This window comes from Herpetosiphon geysericola, assembly GCF_001306135.1.
Lineage (GTDB): Bacteria > Chloroflexota > Chloroflexia > Chloroflexales > Herpetosiphonaceae > Herpetosiphon > Herpetosiphon geysericola.
This window is the reverse complement of the sequence record NZ_LGKP01000017.1, coordinates 41,511-56,552: the sequence shown is the minus strand read 5'-3', so window position 1 is coordinate 56,552 and position 15,042 is coordinate 41,511. Positions and strand designations below refer to the sequence as shown.

Sequence of the window (15,042 nt, the reverse complement as noted above, 5' to 3'; positions counted from 1 at the left end):
GCTGTTGATCTATTGGGTGCTTTGCCATTCGCCTGCCACGCTGCGCCGAAATTGATCGGCGGGCGTGAGGTCGTGGCCTTGCAAATAGTGGCCGAACCAATCGAGAATGTATTCAATACGTGCGATGCGATGTAATGGCTCGCCGCTACGCGAAAGTTCGTGGCCTTCACGTGGGAAGCGCACAAAGCGCACAGGTTTGTCGAGCACTTTGAGCGCGGTATACAGCTGCTCTGCTTGCTCAACTGGGCAGCGATGGTCTTCATCTGAATGCAAAATTAACAATGGCGTATTAATTGAATTGACATAACGAATCGGTGAGCGTTCCATAAATTTATCGATATTAGCCCAAGGCTGGCCGCCAAATTCATCTTCGCCGAAGTACGGCCCAATATCCGATGTGCCGAAGAAACTCATCAGATTGGAGATACAGCGCTGGGTGTTGGCGGCAGCAAAACGGTCGGTATGGCTAATGATCCAGTTGGTCATGTAGCCGCCATACGAGCCACCGAGCACACCCATGCGTTTGCTGTCGATCCAATCCCAGCTTTCGGCCAAATCGGCGGCAGCCATGAGATCACGATAATCATCGCCGCCAAAATCTTGGCGTACCAAGGCGCGGAAGCGTTGACCATAGCCCGTGCCACCGCGCGGGTTGGTGTAAATCACGCCATAGCCAGCAGCGGCCAGCACTTGAAATTCGTGCATAAAATTATGGCCGTAGGCGCTGTGCGGGCCACCATGAATGTAGAGCAATGATGGATATTGCTGGCCTTCAGTAAAGCCAACTGGCTTGATTGCCCAACCTTCAATCTCCAAACCATCAAAACTGTTGTAGCTAAAGCGTTCTGGCTCGATCGTTTGCATGCTTGCCAGCAAGCTAGCGTTTGGATCATAGAGCAAATTAATGCTGCCATCCGCATCGCCCATATACAGGCATTCGAGTTGGGTGGCGGTGCCTGCGGTAAAGGCGGTGCGCTTATTTAACGATTGGCTGTAGCCTGAAATGCTGGGATTATCCTCAGGCGTGAGTTCATGCATTGTGCCGTCGCTGTAGCGATAGGCGCGGGTGCGGGCGGCGCGGGTTGCCAAACAATAAATGCCGTTATCGCGCCAATAGGGCCGATAGGGAAACCGCCCGATGCGGGCATCGCTGATGATGCTATTTTCTAGCCCATGCTCAAAGCCAACGCTCAGCAAACGGGCATCGCCGCCAGCTCGACTGACACACCACAAAGCCTCGTTTGAAGCGTTGCCTGTGTGTTGATCGTGGCCGATATAGGCGATTTGGCTGCCATCAGGCGACCATGTTGGGTGATAAACCGGCCCAAGCGCGTTGGTCAAGCAGCGTGATGTGCCAGTATCAACATTTAAAAGATACATATCTGCTTGGCGAGTGTGCTCTAATTCTGCCCGCGAAACCGTAATAAACGCCAATTCGCTGCCATCAGGCGACCATGCTGGATCGGCGTGATCAAAAGCTTGGTCGGTAATTTGGCGCGGTGCTTGGCCAAGCTCCACCAACCAAATTTGGGCATATTCTGGCTGCAAATAGCCAACGCCATCGAATTTAAACGGCAAGCGCTCGATGATTTTTTCGTCGCGCAAGCTTTCGACGTGCGGCTGTTCTTTGGCTTTGGCGCCGCGTGAAATGAAAGTTAAAGCTTGACTATCTGGCCGCCAGTTGATTTCGGCCACGCCATAGCCAAGGCTGGTGAGTTGCTGGGCCTCGCCACCACGAGCCAAATCGAGCACAAATAATTGGGCTACGCCTGCATCGCGGGTTGAGATAAAGGCCAATTTGCTGCCATCTGGCGACCAGCGCGGCGAGCTATCGCGGCCAGAAACGCTGAAGGTCATGCGTTGCGGCGTGCCACCATCGGCCTGAATCAGCATAATTGCCGAGCGATAATCGGGCTTGCGCGGGCCATTCTTGCTCGCGGTTTCCTCGATCCAAGTTTCAACAAACGCAATCTGCTCGCCATTGGGCGCAATTTGGGCATCGGAGATAAAACGTAACTCCAACAGACTCGTGGCCTGCCAGGTTTGCAACTCTGCCATGCGTGGTTCCTATTCTCTATATGCAATTCTGCGCATAGTAGCATAGAACGATTAACTATTTAACTAGCCTTTGGAAGCATTTGCCATTCTAAATGACTTATTTTAGTCATTGAATAATAGTTAGAAAAAAATTAAAATGGCAGTATATGGATTCTTTGATCGAAGGAGGTTGCTTGATTCATGCGACGAGGAGTTCATAACATTTCGGCTATCGACGTTGATTAGTACACGAGGATGTGCATGAATACACAACAGTTACCTAATCGCTCAAGACGATTACCATGGCTCGCAGGAACCCTGCTTACCTTTCTAACCACGAGTTTGTTCTTTTCTCCCACCCAACCTGTTGCCAACGCTGATCAAGCTGGGCTTGGCAGTTACACCACCAACTTGCCAGCGGGCGCGAAAGTTCCCGATGATTTTAATGGCAATCCTGTTTCGCCCAAACGCACTGCCAACGTTACTGGCGCAATGCCCACCAACGACTGGTGGAGTTCACTTGGCTGGCAGCGCTTCCCTGGCAATCCCTATTCGGAAAATATGACGGCCTTGCCGTTGATTGTCAAAGCCAAATCTGCTGGCTTGGGCGTAACTTTCCCCACGATTCCCGCAATTTCAACTGGCTCGCCCAACTACATTGGCGAATTTCATTATAACGCTTCCGAAGACCTGAACCTTGGTTTGGTAGGCTTGAACTCGCCCGATGCCAAAGTTGACGGCTACTCGGATTGGACGGTCACGGCCTATTGGAATGGTGGCGGTACACTGCGCGCAACCTTTGGCCATGGTATGCCATTCGTCTATTTGACCAAGAGCGGCGGCGATGCCTTGATTAGCGCGGCTGCTCCGCCAAGTGTCTGGACTGGCGCTGGCACCAATGCCCTTGGCATCACGGTCAACGGCCATCACTACGGTATTTTTGCCCCAACTGGCGCTACTTGGAGCCAATCGGGGAACAATTTTCAATCAAATTTGGCGGGCAAGGATTATTATTCGGTGGCGGTGCTGCCTGATAATAGCGTGGCAACCTTTAATTTCTTCAAAGCCCGCGCCTATGCGTTTGTAACCAACACCACCGCCAGCTGGAGCTACGACCAAGCGACGGCTAGCTTGAACACCACCTTCAGCGCCACCACGGTTGCCAAAGAAGGCTCAAATACCAACACCGTGTTGGGCTTGTATCGCCACCACGCGATCAACTCATCGACGGCGTTGACTAACTACAGCTACCCCACGGCGCGCGGCCAAATTCGCTTGCGCGATGGCAATTCGTTTACCACGTCAATGCGCTTCAACGGTGTGCTGCCAGCCTTGCCAGATGCAGGCGATTACAACCGCACCACGCTCAACAATCACTTGAATGATGTTGCTTTCGAAGCCAGTCACTTTGGCGGTGCTGATACCTACTACACTGGCAAGGCACTCTTACGGTTGGCCAATTTGATTCCGATTGCTGAACAATTGGGCAATACCAACGCCCGCAACTCGTTGATCACCGCCGTGCGCAACCGTTTGCAAGAATGGTTTACCGCCAGCGCTAATGACACCAACGGCCAGTTCTACTACAACAGCAATTGGGGCACGGTCATCGGCTATCCAGCTTCATTCGGCTCGGATACCGAATTGAACGACCACCACTTCCACTACGGCTACTACATCTACGCTGCGGCAATCTTAGCCCAATACGATCCAAACTGGGCGCTTGATAGCAACTGGGGTTCGATGGTCAAGTTGTTGATCAACGACGCTGCTAACATTAGCACCGCCAACGATCCACGCTTCCCCCGCTTGCGCACCTTCGACATCTACGAAGGCCACTCATGGGCTTCGGGCCACGCTGGCTTTGGCGCTGGGAACAACCACGAATCATCGTCAGAAGCGATGATGTTCAACACTGCTGTGTTGTTGTGGGGCGCAAACACTGGCAACACCCAATTACGCGACCTTGGGATCTTCATGTATACCCATGAAACCCATGCGATTGAGCAATATTGGTTCAATGTTGATAACGCTGTGTTCCCTGCTGGCTTCACCGCCAACAACAACCACCCAGCAGTGGGTATGGTTTGGGGCGATGGTGGCAGCTACGCAACTTGGTTCAGCGCCAACCCAGAAATGATCCATGGCATCAACTTCTTGCCATTCCACGGTGGTTCGTTGTACTTAGGCCGCAATCCAGCCTACGTCAACAAAAACTACAGCCAAATGCGCAACAACATTGGTGGCGCAGAACGCTATTGGCTCGATATTATTTGGCAATTCCAAGCTTTTGGTGATGCTGCAACCGCAGCAACCAAGTTCGATACCGTCCCCTTTACGCCAGAAGAAGGCGAAACCAAAGCCCACACCTACCACTGGATTCGCAACTTGAAGCAGTTGGGTTCGATCGATACCTCGATCACCGCCAACACGCCAACCTATGCTGTGTTCAACAAAAACGGGGTTCGTACCTATGTTGCTTGGAATCCAACTGGTAGCCCATTGAGCGTAACCTTCTCAAATGGTGTGGTGTTGAATAGCATTCCAGCGCGCAGCATGGCTCGCAGCACTGGCACAACTCCACCACCAACGGCAACGCCAGTCAATCCTAACCCAACGGCAACGCCAGTCAATCCGACGGCGACGCCAGTCAACCCAACAGCGACTCCTGTTCAACCAACTGCCACGCCAGTTGCAGGCTGTTCAGCAGTCAGCTTGGATGCCAATGCCTACTATCGCGTAACTGCTCGCCACAGTGGCAAAGCCTTGGATGTCGATGCAGTTTCAACCGCTGATGGTGCCAATGTGCATCAATGGAGCTATGTCGGTGGCTTAAACCAACAATGGCGCTTCGAAGGCGTTGGCAGCAATTACTTCAAAGTGACCGCTCGCCATAGTGGCAAGGCGCTTGATGTGGCTGGCGGCGTAACCGCAACTGGCAACGGAGTCAACATCCATCAATGGCCATATGGCAACACCAGCAACCAACAATGGTGTTTGCGTGATGTTGGCAACGGCTACTATGCGATTATTGCCCGCCATAGTGGCAAGGCGCTTGATGTGGCTGATGCTTCAACCGCCGATGGCGGCAACGTTCACCAATGGGAATATGTCGGCGCAACCAACCAACAATGGCAATTGACCAAGATCGATGCTGGTGGCGGTGGTAACACCTTGCACGTGATCGACGGCGCTGCCCAAAATGTGGCTGGTACGTTGAGCTTGAGCGCAGGCGCTGGAGCCAACAGCGACAGCATTCCATCAGCTGGCGGAGCCAATTACGACGGTACGCCAACCAACGCCTTGGTTTACACCATCTCAGGCTTGACCCGCAGCTACAACAGCCAAGCCACCCAATTCAAGTTGTTCGTCGATTCCAACACCGCTGTGGGCAACGGGGTTCAAGCTCGTATTTCCTACGACTGGACTGGCGATGGCAGCTATGATCGCACCGAAACCTACAACTACTTCCCAACCGATCCGGTGGCTGGCTTCGAGCAATATAGCCAAAGTTCTGGTCTCAAGAGCAGCAGTGGGGCTTGGGCCAACTTGAGCAATGGTCGGGTACGGATTGAAATTTGGAACGCAATTGGCAATGGCTCGGCGAGTGTTCGCACCAGCGCCACCAACGCCCAAGGCCAACAATCCACCATCACCTTGCCATTCAACTAGAATCCAATAGTTTTGGTTGCAAACCCGTCACTCGTGGATACGAGTGACGGGTTTTTGGCACTATTCAGATAAACTTCTAGTAAACATTTGTTTCAAAAAGAGTAAAATTAACGCTATAATGGGGCAATATTTTTGCGCCGAGTACACCGCCTATGCAATGTACAGAATGTCTCAACCTCAACCCTGCCAGCGCACGTTTTTGCTCGCAATGTGGCCGTATGTTGGCCGATGCGCCCTTGCCCCGTAGCGAACGGCGGCGGGTTACGGTGATGTTCGCCGATTTGGTGGGCTTTACCTCAATTGCTGAACAGCTCGACGCTGAGGCGGTACATCGCTTAATTAATACCTGTTTTGACCGTTTGGTGCCGATTATCGAGCACTACGGCGGAGTCGTCGATAAATTTATTGGCGATGCAATTATGGCGATTTTTGGCGCACCCCTCGCCCACGAAGATGATCCGATTCGCGCCGTGCACGCTGCAAGTGCCATGCTCGCTGCAATTGCTGAACTTAGCCAACAGGAAGGGCTTGAATTAGGCTTGCACATTGGCATCAACACTGGGGTGGTGATTGCTGGCGGCATTGGCTCGCTCGGGCGGCAGCAATATTCGGTCATCGGCGATGCAGTTAATTTGGCTGCGCGCTTGCAAGATTTGGCTAGCAATGCTGAGATTTTGGTTGGCCCAGAAACCCAACGCATGACTGCCCATGTCTTTGATTATGCAGCCCTCGGCGAAAAAGCTATCAAAGGGCGCTCTGAACATGTGGCGGTCTTCAAGTTGCGTGGCCTTAATCCGCGACCCTCATCTGGCCGTGGCATCAAAGGCCTGCAAAGCCCAATGGTTGGCCGCCATGGCGAACTCGAAAGTTTGTTGGCAGTCACCGCTGATCTCAGCAAACAGCGCGGACGGGTGGTGATGGCGGTTGGCGAAGCAGGAATTGGCAAAAGTCGGCTCTTGACCGAATGGCGTAATCAAAGTTTTGAGCAATTGCCCCAAGTTGTTTGGTACGAGGCCCGCTGCCTCTCCTACACTCAAGAAAGTGCCTACGCCTTGCTGCGCGATTTGGTCCGCTCATTAATTGGCGTTTCAATCAACGATGGTGAAGATGATATGGCAGCGGCCTTGCATCAAATCGCCACGGCACTGTTGTTAGATCAAGCTGATCAGGTGATTCCAGCGCTGAGCCATTTGTTGTTGCTGCCAGCTTCGCGCCGCTTCGATGAACTCAGCCCGCAAGCGTTGCAAGCCTTGTATATCAGCGCTGTGCGGCGTTTGGTGCTGGCCCAAGGCCAACATACGCCCGTCATTTGGTCGATTGAGGATATTCACTGGGCTGACGAGGCTTCGGTTGATGTGCTGCAAAACCTTTTACAATTGCACAACGACATTCCGCTCGTAATTTTGGCCACCTCACGGCCTGATCGCGAAGTGGTGGGCTGGCGCTTGGTCGAATCAGCGCGCGATTTAAGTGGCCTCGAATTGAATTTAGCGCCCTTGTCGTTGGCCAATGGCCGCGAACTAATCGCCAATTTGCTGCATTTTGATGGCTTGCCCGAGCATTTGCGCACGGCGATTCTCAACAAAGCCGATGGCAACCCCTTCTTTGTTGAGGAAGTGATTCGCACATTAATTGATCGCGAAGCGATTATGCACGATGGTAATAGTTGGGTGGCGCTGGAAGCAATTAATCACATTGAATTGCCTGATAGCGTGCATGGCTTGTTGGCGGCGCGAATCGATCGTTTGCCCAGCGAGTTGCGCCAGCTATTACACATTGCTGCGGTGATTGGGCGGCGCTTTGCGATTCGCGTGGTGGCCGAGGTGCTTGGCTCAACCGCCGAAAAAATGACCAATTCAATCGATTTGTTGGTCGATCGCGAGTTATTACGGCGTGATCGCACGAATCCCAATGGCTATTTGCGTTTTCGCCATGCTTTGGTCCATGAAGTGGTGTATAGTACGACCTTGCAAACCGAGCGGCGGCGTTTGCATGGCGTGGTTGGCGAAACCTTAGAAGCGTTGTATCCCTCACGGCGCGAGGAATTGGCAGCGGCCTTGGCCAACCACTTTATGCATGCAGAGCATCCCAAGGCCTTTGAATATGCCTTGCTTGCTGGCGACGTGGCCTATCGCCAATATGCCTTGCGCGAGGCAATTCGCCATTACGAACGCGCCCACGATTTGAGCCATCATTACGATTTGCCCTTGAGCGTGGTGCGCGGCTTGTATTTGAATTATGCGCGTGCTACCGAGTTAATTGGCGAAACCAAGCAAGCGCTCGATTTATACCAGCATGTGCTTGAGCGCTGCGAGAGCGAACATGATACCGAATCGTTGATTATTGTCTTGATTGAGCATGCACGTTTGTTGATGCTGCCAAGCCACCATCGCGACCTTGATCGTAGCCGCAGCGAAACCACGCGCGCCCTAGAACTGGCCACCCAACAAGGCGATCGCCAATCGGAGGCCCGTTGTTATTGGCTTTTGGCCTTGATCGAAGGCCACCTTAGCCGCTTTACTGCTGCCGAGCCGTGGGGTGAAAAAGCCCTGAGTTTGGCCCGCGAGTTGGGCATGCGCGAGCTGCAAGCCTATTGTCTCAACGATTTCCACCGCGTTGCAATCAACAATGGCCAGCCAGAATTGGCTGAACGCATGTTGCGCGAGGCGATTGAACTTTGGCGCTCGTTGAATAACCTGCCAATGTTGGCTGATAGCCTTTCGGGGATGGCCGATTTCTACTATTCGCGCCGCGATTTGGATCAAGCTGTGCGCTATGCCCGCGAGGCTGAGCGGTTGGCCTTGATGATTGGCAACGCCTGGAATTTGGGCTTTTCGCGCTCGGTGCTCGGTGGCATTGCGCTTGAAACTGGCGATATTCAACAAGCCTTGCATATGTTTCAATCGTCAATCGAGCAATCGAGCCTTTCAGGGCCGATTATGCTGAATATGTATGGGCGCACTGAGCTCATTCGGCTCTATCGCATGCTCGGCGATTATCAAGCGGCGCTGGATGTGCTGGAAGCTGGCGAAGCATACATTGAACAAGTTAACGATGAAGCGTTAATTGCATTGCGCCAATTGTTCATTGCCATGCGCTTGCTGATAACGATCGAGCAAACTAGCCAAGATCCAGCAGAGCTGAGCGAAACGATTCGGCATATTTTGAGCTTTGAACTTGGCGAGCAACAAGTTGTGGCTGGGGTCATGTTGCGGGTTATTCATATTGAATTGTGCCTGAAACTTGGCGACTATGGCCATGCAGAGCGCTTAGTTGCCGAAATTGTCGAGCAACTTTCGGCGTTGTGGTTTGGTGGCTCGTTGGTTTCCAACTATCGCGCCCGTTTGGCTGCGGCCCAAGGCAAATTGGCTGAAGCGATCGAATTTAGCGAGGTCTTGATCAACGAACAGCCAGCTGGTGATATTCATGATCTGTGGCGTTTTCGGGCGTGGCGCGCTGAATGGCTCGAAGCACAAGGCCAATTTACGTTGGCAGTAAGCGAACGCCAACATGCTCAACGCTTGATTCAGCATATTTCAGGCAACATTCTGCGCGATGAATTGCGCGAGCGCTTTTTGGGGCTTCCATTGGTTCAAGCGACGCTGCAAGAACCAAGCTCAAGCTTTATTATTTAGCAATTATTGGCTTACGATCGATAGTTTGAGAACAGGTGTGATAGCCTTTCTGATCAAGTGAATTAGGAATGCGACGCAACGGGGCGTTGGCTCATGGATGGGTATCCAATGCCCGTCCATGCTGCGCTGTTGCACTGGTTCTCGTAGATGCTGCATTTTGTAGCAAGGAAAGGTCGAATTCATGACCGCGAGCGATCAACAAATCAACGACTTGTTGACTCAAATGACGTTGGAAGAAAAAATTTCGCTGACCATTGGCCAAGATATGTGGAGCACGCACCCCGTCGAACGCTTGGGGCTTGGCTCGATTAACATGAACGACGGCCCGCATGGCTTGCGCAAACCCCCAGAAAATTCCTCAATTGGCATTGTCGATGCAATTCCTGCCACATGTTTTCCTACCGCCGCCGCTGTAGCCTCAACCTGGGATGTTGAGCTGGCGCGCGCGATTGGTGCAGCGATTGCCCAAGAATGCTTGGCCAACAACGTCCAAATTGTGCTTGGGCCTGGCATCAACCTCAAACGCACGCCGCTTGGTGGCCGCAACTTCGAATATTATTCCGAAGATCCGGTGTTGGCTGGCGAATTGGGTGTGGCGTTTGTGCAAGAAGTGCAAGAGCATGGCGTTGGCACATCACTCAAACATTTTGCCTGCAACAACCAAGAATTCGAGCGCATGACCATTAGCGCCGAGGTTGATCAACGCACGTTGCGCGAGTTGTATTTGCTGGCTTTCGAGCAAGTCGTTAAGCGTGCCCAGCCTTGGACAATTATGGCGGCCTACAATAAAATCAATGGCACCTACGCAACCGAACATCGCCAACTGCTGACTGAAATTCTGCGCGATGAATGGGGTTTTGAAGGAATTGTAGTTTCCGATTGGGGCGCGGTTAACGATAAAGCTGCTGCATTAAGCGCTGGCCTTGATTTGGAAATGCCCGGCCCAGCCTTGAATCATGTTGAATTGTTGGCCGATTTGGTGCGCAAGGAAACGCTTTCAGAGGCGGTAATCGATAAAGCTGCCCGCCGCATGCTCAAAATTATTTTGCGTGGGCTAGAACAACGCCAACCAGCAGCAAGCTACGATCGGGCAGCGCATCATGCCTTGGCGCGGCGCGCTGCCAGCGAATCGATGGTGCTGCTCAAGAATGATGGGATTTTGCCGTTGCTGCCAGTTGCTGGCAGCCGCGTGGCAGTGATTGGTAATTTCGCCCAAAAACCACGCTACCAGGGCGCTGGCAGCTCGGAAATTAATGCAACTCAGGTTGATACACCGCTTGAAGCCTTGCAAGCATGGCTGACCGAACACGCCGTTGAAGTGACCTTTGCGGCTGGCTACGATCACGACGGCAATACCAACGAAGCATTATTAAATGAAGCCTTGGCTACTGCCAAAGATGCAAGTGTGAGCTTGGTTTTGGTGGGCTTGCCCGATGCCTACGAAACTGAAGGCGCTGATCGTACTCACATCAACATGCCAGCTGGCCATAATCAAGTGCTCGAAGCGGTAGCTGCGGTTCAGCCACATACGGTGGCGATTTTGATCAACGGCTCGGCGGTCAGCATTCCATGGCTTGGCCAAGTGCGGGCGGTGCTTGAAGCTGGCTTGGCGGGGCAGGCTGTAGGCAGCGCCTTAGTTGATGTGTTGTCTGGCGCGGTCAATCCAAGTGGCAAATTGGCCGAAACCTTCCCCTACGATCTGGTTGATACCCCAGCCTACCTGAATTACCCAGGCGAGGCTGGGGTTGTACGCTACGGCGAAGGCCTGTTTATTGGCTATCGCTATTACGATGTGCGCAAAGTCAAGCCGCTATTCCCCTTTGGCTATGGCTTATCCTACACCACGTTCCGCTACGATCAGCTTGTACTGAGTGCCAGCAGCATTGATGAAACTACGCCCTTAACGGTGAGCGTAACCCTGACCAACACCGGCGACCGCGCAGGCAAAGAAGTGGTGCAGGTCTATGTCAAGCCAAACAAATCCAGTTATTTGCGCCCAGTTAAAGAACTGCGAGCCTTTGCCAAAGTTGAGTTGGCTGCTGGCGAAACCAAAACCGTCGAACTACGCCTTGCTGCGCGCGATTTCAGCGTGTACGACCAGCAACGAGCAGCGTGGCGCATGGAAGGCGGCGAGTACACAATTTTAGCTGGTGGCTGTAGCGACGATCTGCCGTTGGTCGCCGATCTGACCGTCAATGAAGATCCTCGTTCGGCCCGCAAAGTGCTGACCCGCATGAGTTCAATCAAGGAATTCTTGGACGATCCGATTGGGGCTGAGCTGTTGCAAGCAAGCGCTGGTGCCTTTATCGAAGGCCAAAGCGCCAGCACCCGCGCGATCTTCGAGCCAATTCCTTTGGCCAAGTTCGTTAATTTTGGCTTCTTCGAGGCCAGCCAAGTTGATGAACTTGTTGCCAAGGTCAATCAGGGCTAGGCAATGGTAAGGGGGATCAGTGGTAATCACTGATCCCTTTTTTGATCCACGAAGGACACGAAGGGCCACGAAGGATGGAAACCGCGAAGATCGCGAAGGTTAAGTTTTTTTGATCACAGATTGACACAGATTTTTAGGATTATGTTCTCGCCAGCCCAAAGCCATTATTCCTCTGCGCCGTTGCGTTAACAATGAGCTTTTTTTGCCACGAATTGCTCGAATGACACGAATAAGTATTTTTAGCCACAGATTGGCACAGATGTTGAGGATTAGGTTCTCGCCAGCCAAGAGCCAAGAGCCAAGAGCCAAGAGCCATTATTTCTCTGTGCCGCTGCGTTAAAGAATTGATCCACGAAGCTTTTTGCCATAGCTGATTAGGATGCGGCTTTTGATTTTTGACTTTTGATTTCTGCCTTTTGCCTTTTGTGCTCATTGCTTATCTTGCTTCAAGACCATGCGGTGGCAAACCATCATATCCCAAAAACCATGGGTATTAGGGTTGCCATCAGGTGCTGGCAGCTCGTAGCGCTGGCTGCCTTCGGGCGTAAAAACCAGTGCTTGTTCTAAAATCGGCTGTAAAGTAGGATCGGCCAATTCAATCAGTTTAGCTGTATAGAGTGGTTCGATTAAAGCATGGATCGCGTGGTAATCGCCAGAGAGTTCATCAAATGGCGCTGGTTTGTATGCAAGTTGGGCCTGTAATTCGGGATAATAGCCCCATGGTGCTTTGCTTGTCATAATAAATTGCAGCACGCTAAAGCTCGAAATGCAATCGGCGCGGCCACCAGGCCCAAACTCAATCCGCACAAAGCGCCCATCTTCTTGATTGCTAATATCGCATTCTAGGCCATGAAAAAAATAGCGCCATGCAGTGTCTACAATCATGCCCGCTTGAGCATGCTGTGAGCGCCAGTTATAGTACACCTCATTTGGCTGCATATCCCATGAAGCCGCTAATAGATTGATTAACTCAACTTGGCGCTGAACTGATTCACGATATGCTGCTAAAAACTCAGGATTGATTGAATGCATTAAAATCTGTCCTCATTGATCCACGAAGGACGCGAAGGGCAACGAAGGATGGAAACCGCGAAGATCGCGAAGAAACACGAAGGTTAAGTTTTTTGACCACAGATTGGCCTAGATTTTTAGGATTATGATTCCGCTAGCCCAAAGCCTATAGCCCATAGCCATTAATTCTCTGCGCCTCTGCGTTAAAGAAAAGTTTCTTAGTCACGAATTGCCCGAATACGTATTTTTAGCCACAGATTGCACAGATTGGCTCAGATTATTAATTTCCCCAATAGCCCTTCATCCTTCATCCCTTATCCTTCATAATTTCGTAACTCTGCGCCGCTGCGTTAAAAATTTGCTCCACGAAGGACACGAAGGGCTACGAAGGATGGAAACCGCGAAGATCGCGAAGATCGCGAAGGTTGCTTAGCCACAGCTTCCACACATGTATCCATTATTTTCTGATCGCTCGGCACCAGCCCCCAACGACCGAGCCCCGAACCCTAATCCCTAGCCCCTGGCCTCTTATCGCGTTTGGCTTCTGATTTTGGCTTCGGACTTCATCCTTTGGACTAGATTGAAATAGGAATTGTGGCGGTTTGGCTCGTTAGGTGGATCGTAAGCTTCAAGCCTGATACTACGATCAAATTCTTCCTCCTCTACACTCTTCTCTCCTGCAAGCGGCCCGACTGGGCCGTTTGTGGTTTTAGCAAGTTTCTATATGTTGCCGCCAAGCTGGCGTATAATAGCTTGCGATATGGTGTGTTGGAGGAATCAATGAACCTCATGCAAATTCATGGCCAATTTGCGGCCTTGCAGGCCAATCGCGGACGCATCGCTGCCAGCCGAGCAGCCGAGCGGCTTGGCTATTTACAGCAATTTAAACGGGCAATCGAACAAGCCCGCCCCGATATTTATGCAGCCTTGCAGGCTGATTTTGCGAAACCTGTGGCCGAAACCGAAGCCACCGAAATTCAACAGGTAATCGAGCAAATTAATTTTGCAATCAAACGCCTCGAAGGCTGGATGCAGCCCAAACGGGTCAAAACGCCCACTATGCTTGCTGGTAGCAAAAGCTGGATTCAATACGAGCCGCGCGGCGTGGTGCTGATTTTGGCTCCTTGGAATTATCCGCTTTCGCTGGCCTTGGCTCCCTTGGTTGGGGCAGTTGCCGCTGGCAATTGTGCAATTGTGCGGCCATCAGAGCGCACACCGCATACCGCTCAAGTGATTGCCAATATTATCGCCGCCGCCTTCAAGGCTGAGCATGTAACCACGGTTGTGGGCGATATTGATACAGCCGAAGCCTTGCTCGATTTACCATTTGAGCATATTTTCTTTACTGGCAGCCCACGCATTGGCCAATACGTGATGCAACGCGCTGCTGAACATTTTAGCTCGGTTACCTTGGAGCTCGGTGGCAAATCGCCAGCAATTGTTGATCGTTCGGCAGATTTGAAACGGGCGGCCCAATTGATTGTTTGGGGCAAGTTTGTCAATGCAGGCCAAACCTGTGTTGCACCTGATCATGTTTGGGTGCAGCGTGAGCAGGCCCAAGCGTTAACTCAATTAATTATCAAACAAATTGAGCGTAATTATGGCAAAGGCGATTATACCCGTTTGCAATCGCCTGATTTGGCGAATGTTATCGATGCCAATGCCACAGCTCGCTTGCGCGGCTTGCTCAATAACTCGGTTGCCCAAGGGGCATTAGTAGCCTTAGGTGGTCAATCAACCGATCATCCAGCGCGTTTTGCGCCAACCGTTTTGACCAATGTTAAGCCTGGCATGGCAATTATGCAAGAAGAAATTTTTGGGCCAATTTTGCCAATTTTGGTCTACGACCAGATTGATGAAGTAATTATGGCCACCCGTGCCAGTGGCAAGCCGCTAACAATGGCTATTTTCAGCGAAAATCAAGCAATTACCAATTGGCTGTTGCGCGAAATTCCAGCTGGCAGCAGCGTGATTAATGGCGTTTTGCTCAATCTGGCCAATCCGTATTTGCCATTTGGCGGCGTTGGCCAAAGTGGCTTGGGTAACTATTATGGCTTTTATAGCTTTAAAACCTTTTCGCATGAACGAGCGGTCTTTCAACAAGGCGGCCTGAATATGGTTAATCTGTTTCAACCGCCCTATCGGGGAGCTGCCAAGCGCTTGGTGGCATGGTCGCGGCGCATGCTCAACAAGCGCTAAACGATATTCGCCGCTATCCATAGGGGGGGATAGCGGCGAATGAGGATTTTTGAATCG

The 15,042-nt window shown here is 51.8% G+C and carries 7 protein-coding genes; 4 read left to right on the top strand and 3 right to left on the bottom strand.

Going from position 1 to position 15,042, the window contains the following annotated elements:
- Positions 1 to 9 precede the first annotated feature (9 nt).
- On the bottom strand, positions 10 to 2,058 hold the full coding sequence (locus tag SE18_RS10415) for a S9 family peptidase (RefSeq protein WP_054534394.1): 2,049 nt from the start codon (positions 2,056 to 2,058) through the stop codon (positions 10 to 12).
- 240 nt (positions 2,059 to 2,298) lie between these two features.
- On the opposite strand from SE18_RS10415, the gene SE18_RS10410 reads away from it, so the two are divergent.
- From SE18_RS10410 to SE18_RS10400, 3 genes are all read left to right on the top strand, one after another.
- A complete protein-coding gene (locus SE18_RS10410) occupies positions 2,299 to 5,709 on the top strand; it encodes a glycosyl hydrolase (RefSeq protein ID WP_054534393.1) in 3,411 nt (1,136 codons plus the stop codon).
- A gap of 152 nt (positions 5,710 to 5,861) precedes the next feature.
- On the top strand, positions 5,862 to 9,344 hold the full coding sequence (locus tag SE18_RS10405; RefSeq protein ID WP_083469826.1) for an ATP-binding protein: 3,483 nt from the start codon (positions 5,862 to 5,864) through the stop codon (positions 9,342 to 9,344).
- 181 nt (positions 9,345 to 9,525) lie between these two features.
- Positions 9,526 to 11,775, top strand: a complete 2,250-nt coding sequence (locus tag SE18_RS10400; protein WP_054534391.1) for a glycoside hydrolase family 3 C-terminal domain-containing protein — start codon at positions 9,526 to 9,528, stop codon at positions 11,773 to 11,775.
- Between the two features lie 139 nt (positions 11,776 to 11,914).
- On the opposite strand, the gene SE18_RS27135 is transcribed toward SE18_RS10400, so the two are convergent.
- Positions 11,915 to 12,208, bottom strand: coding sequence for a hypothetical protein (locus tag SE18_RS27135; protein WP_152976607.1), 294 nt, complete (start codon positions 12,206 to 12,208; stop codon positions 11,915 to 11,917).
- Positions 12,205 to 12,807 carry a DUF6896 domain-containing protein gene (locus SE18_RS10395; RefSeq protein WP_054534390.1) on the bottom strand — a complete coding sequence of 201 codons (603 nt, stop codon included), beginning with the start codon at positions 12,805 to 12,807 and terminating at the stop codon, positions 12,205 to 12,207. Before SE18_RS10395 ends, SE18_RS27135 begins: the two co-directional genes overlap by 4 nt.
- Positions 12,808 to 13,566: 759 nt before the next feature.
- Between SE18_RS10395 and SE18_RS10390 the strand changes: the two genes are divergently transcribed.
- A complete protein-coding gene (locus tag SE18_RS10390; RefSeq protein WP_054534389.1) occupies positions 13,567 to 14,985 on the top strand; it encodes an aldehyde dehydrogenase family protein in 1,419 nt (472 codons plus the stop codon).
- The last annotated feature ends 57 nt before the right edge of the window (positions 14,986 to 15,042 follow it).

Coding starts and splice junctions, on each gene's coding strand:
- SE18_RS10415 (WP_054534394.1), bottom strand. CDS start 2,058: ATGGCAGAGTTGCAAACCTGGCAGGCCACGAGTCTGTTGGAGTTACGT.
- SE18_RS10410 (WP_054534393.1), top strand. CDS start 2,299: ATGAATACACAACAGTTACCTAATCGCTCAAGACGATTACCATGGCTC.
- SE18_RS10405 (WP_083469826.1), top strand. CDS start 5,862: ATGCAATGTACAGAATGTCTCAACCTCAACCCTGCCAGCGCACGTTTT.
- SE18_RS10400 (WP_054534391.1), top strand. CDS start 9,526: ATGACCGCGAGCGATCAACAAATCAACGACTTGTTGACTCAAATGACG.
- SE18_RS27135 (WP_152976607.1), bottom strand. CDS start 12,208: ATGAGCACAAAAGGCAAAAGGCAGAAATCAAAAGTCAAAAATCAAAAG.
- SE18_RS10395 (WP_054534390.1), bottom strand. CDS start 12,807: ATGCATTCAATCAATCCTGAGTTTTTAGCAGCATATCGTGAATCAGTT.
- SE18_RS10390 (WP_054534389.1), top strand. CDS start 13,567: ATGAACCTCATGCAAATTCATGGCCAATTTGCGGCCTTGCAGGCCAAT.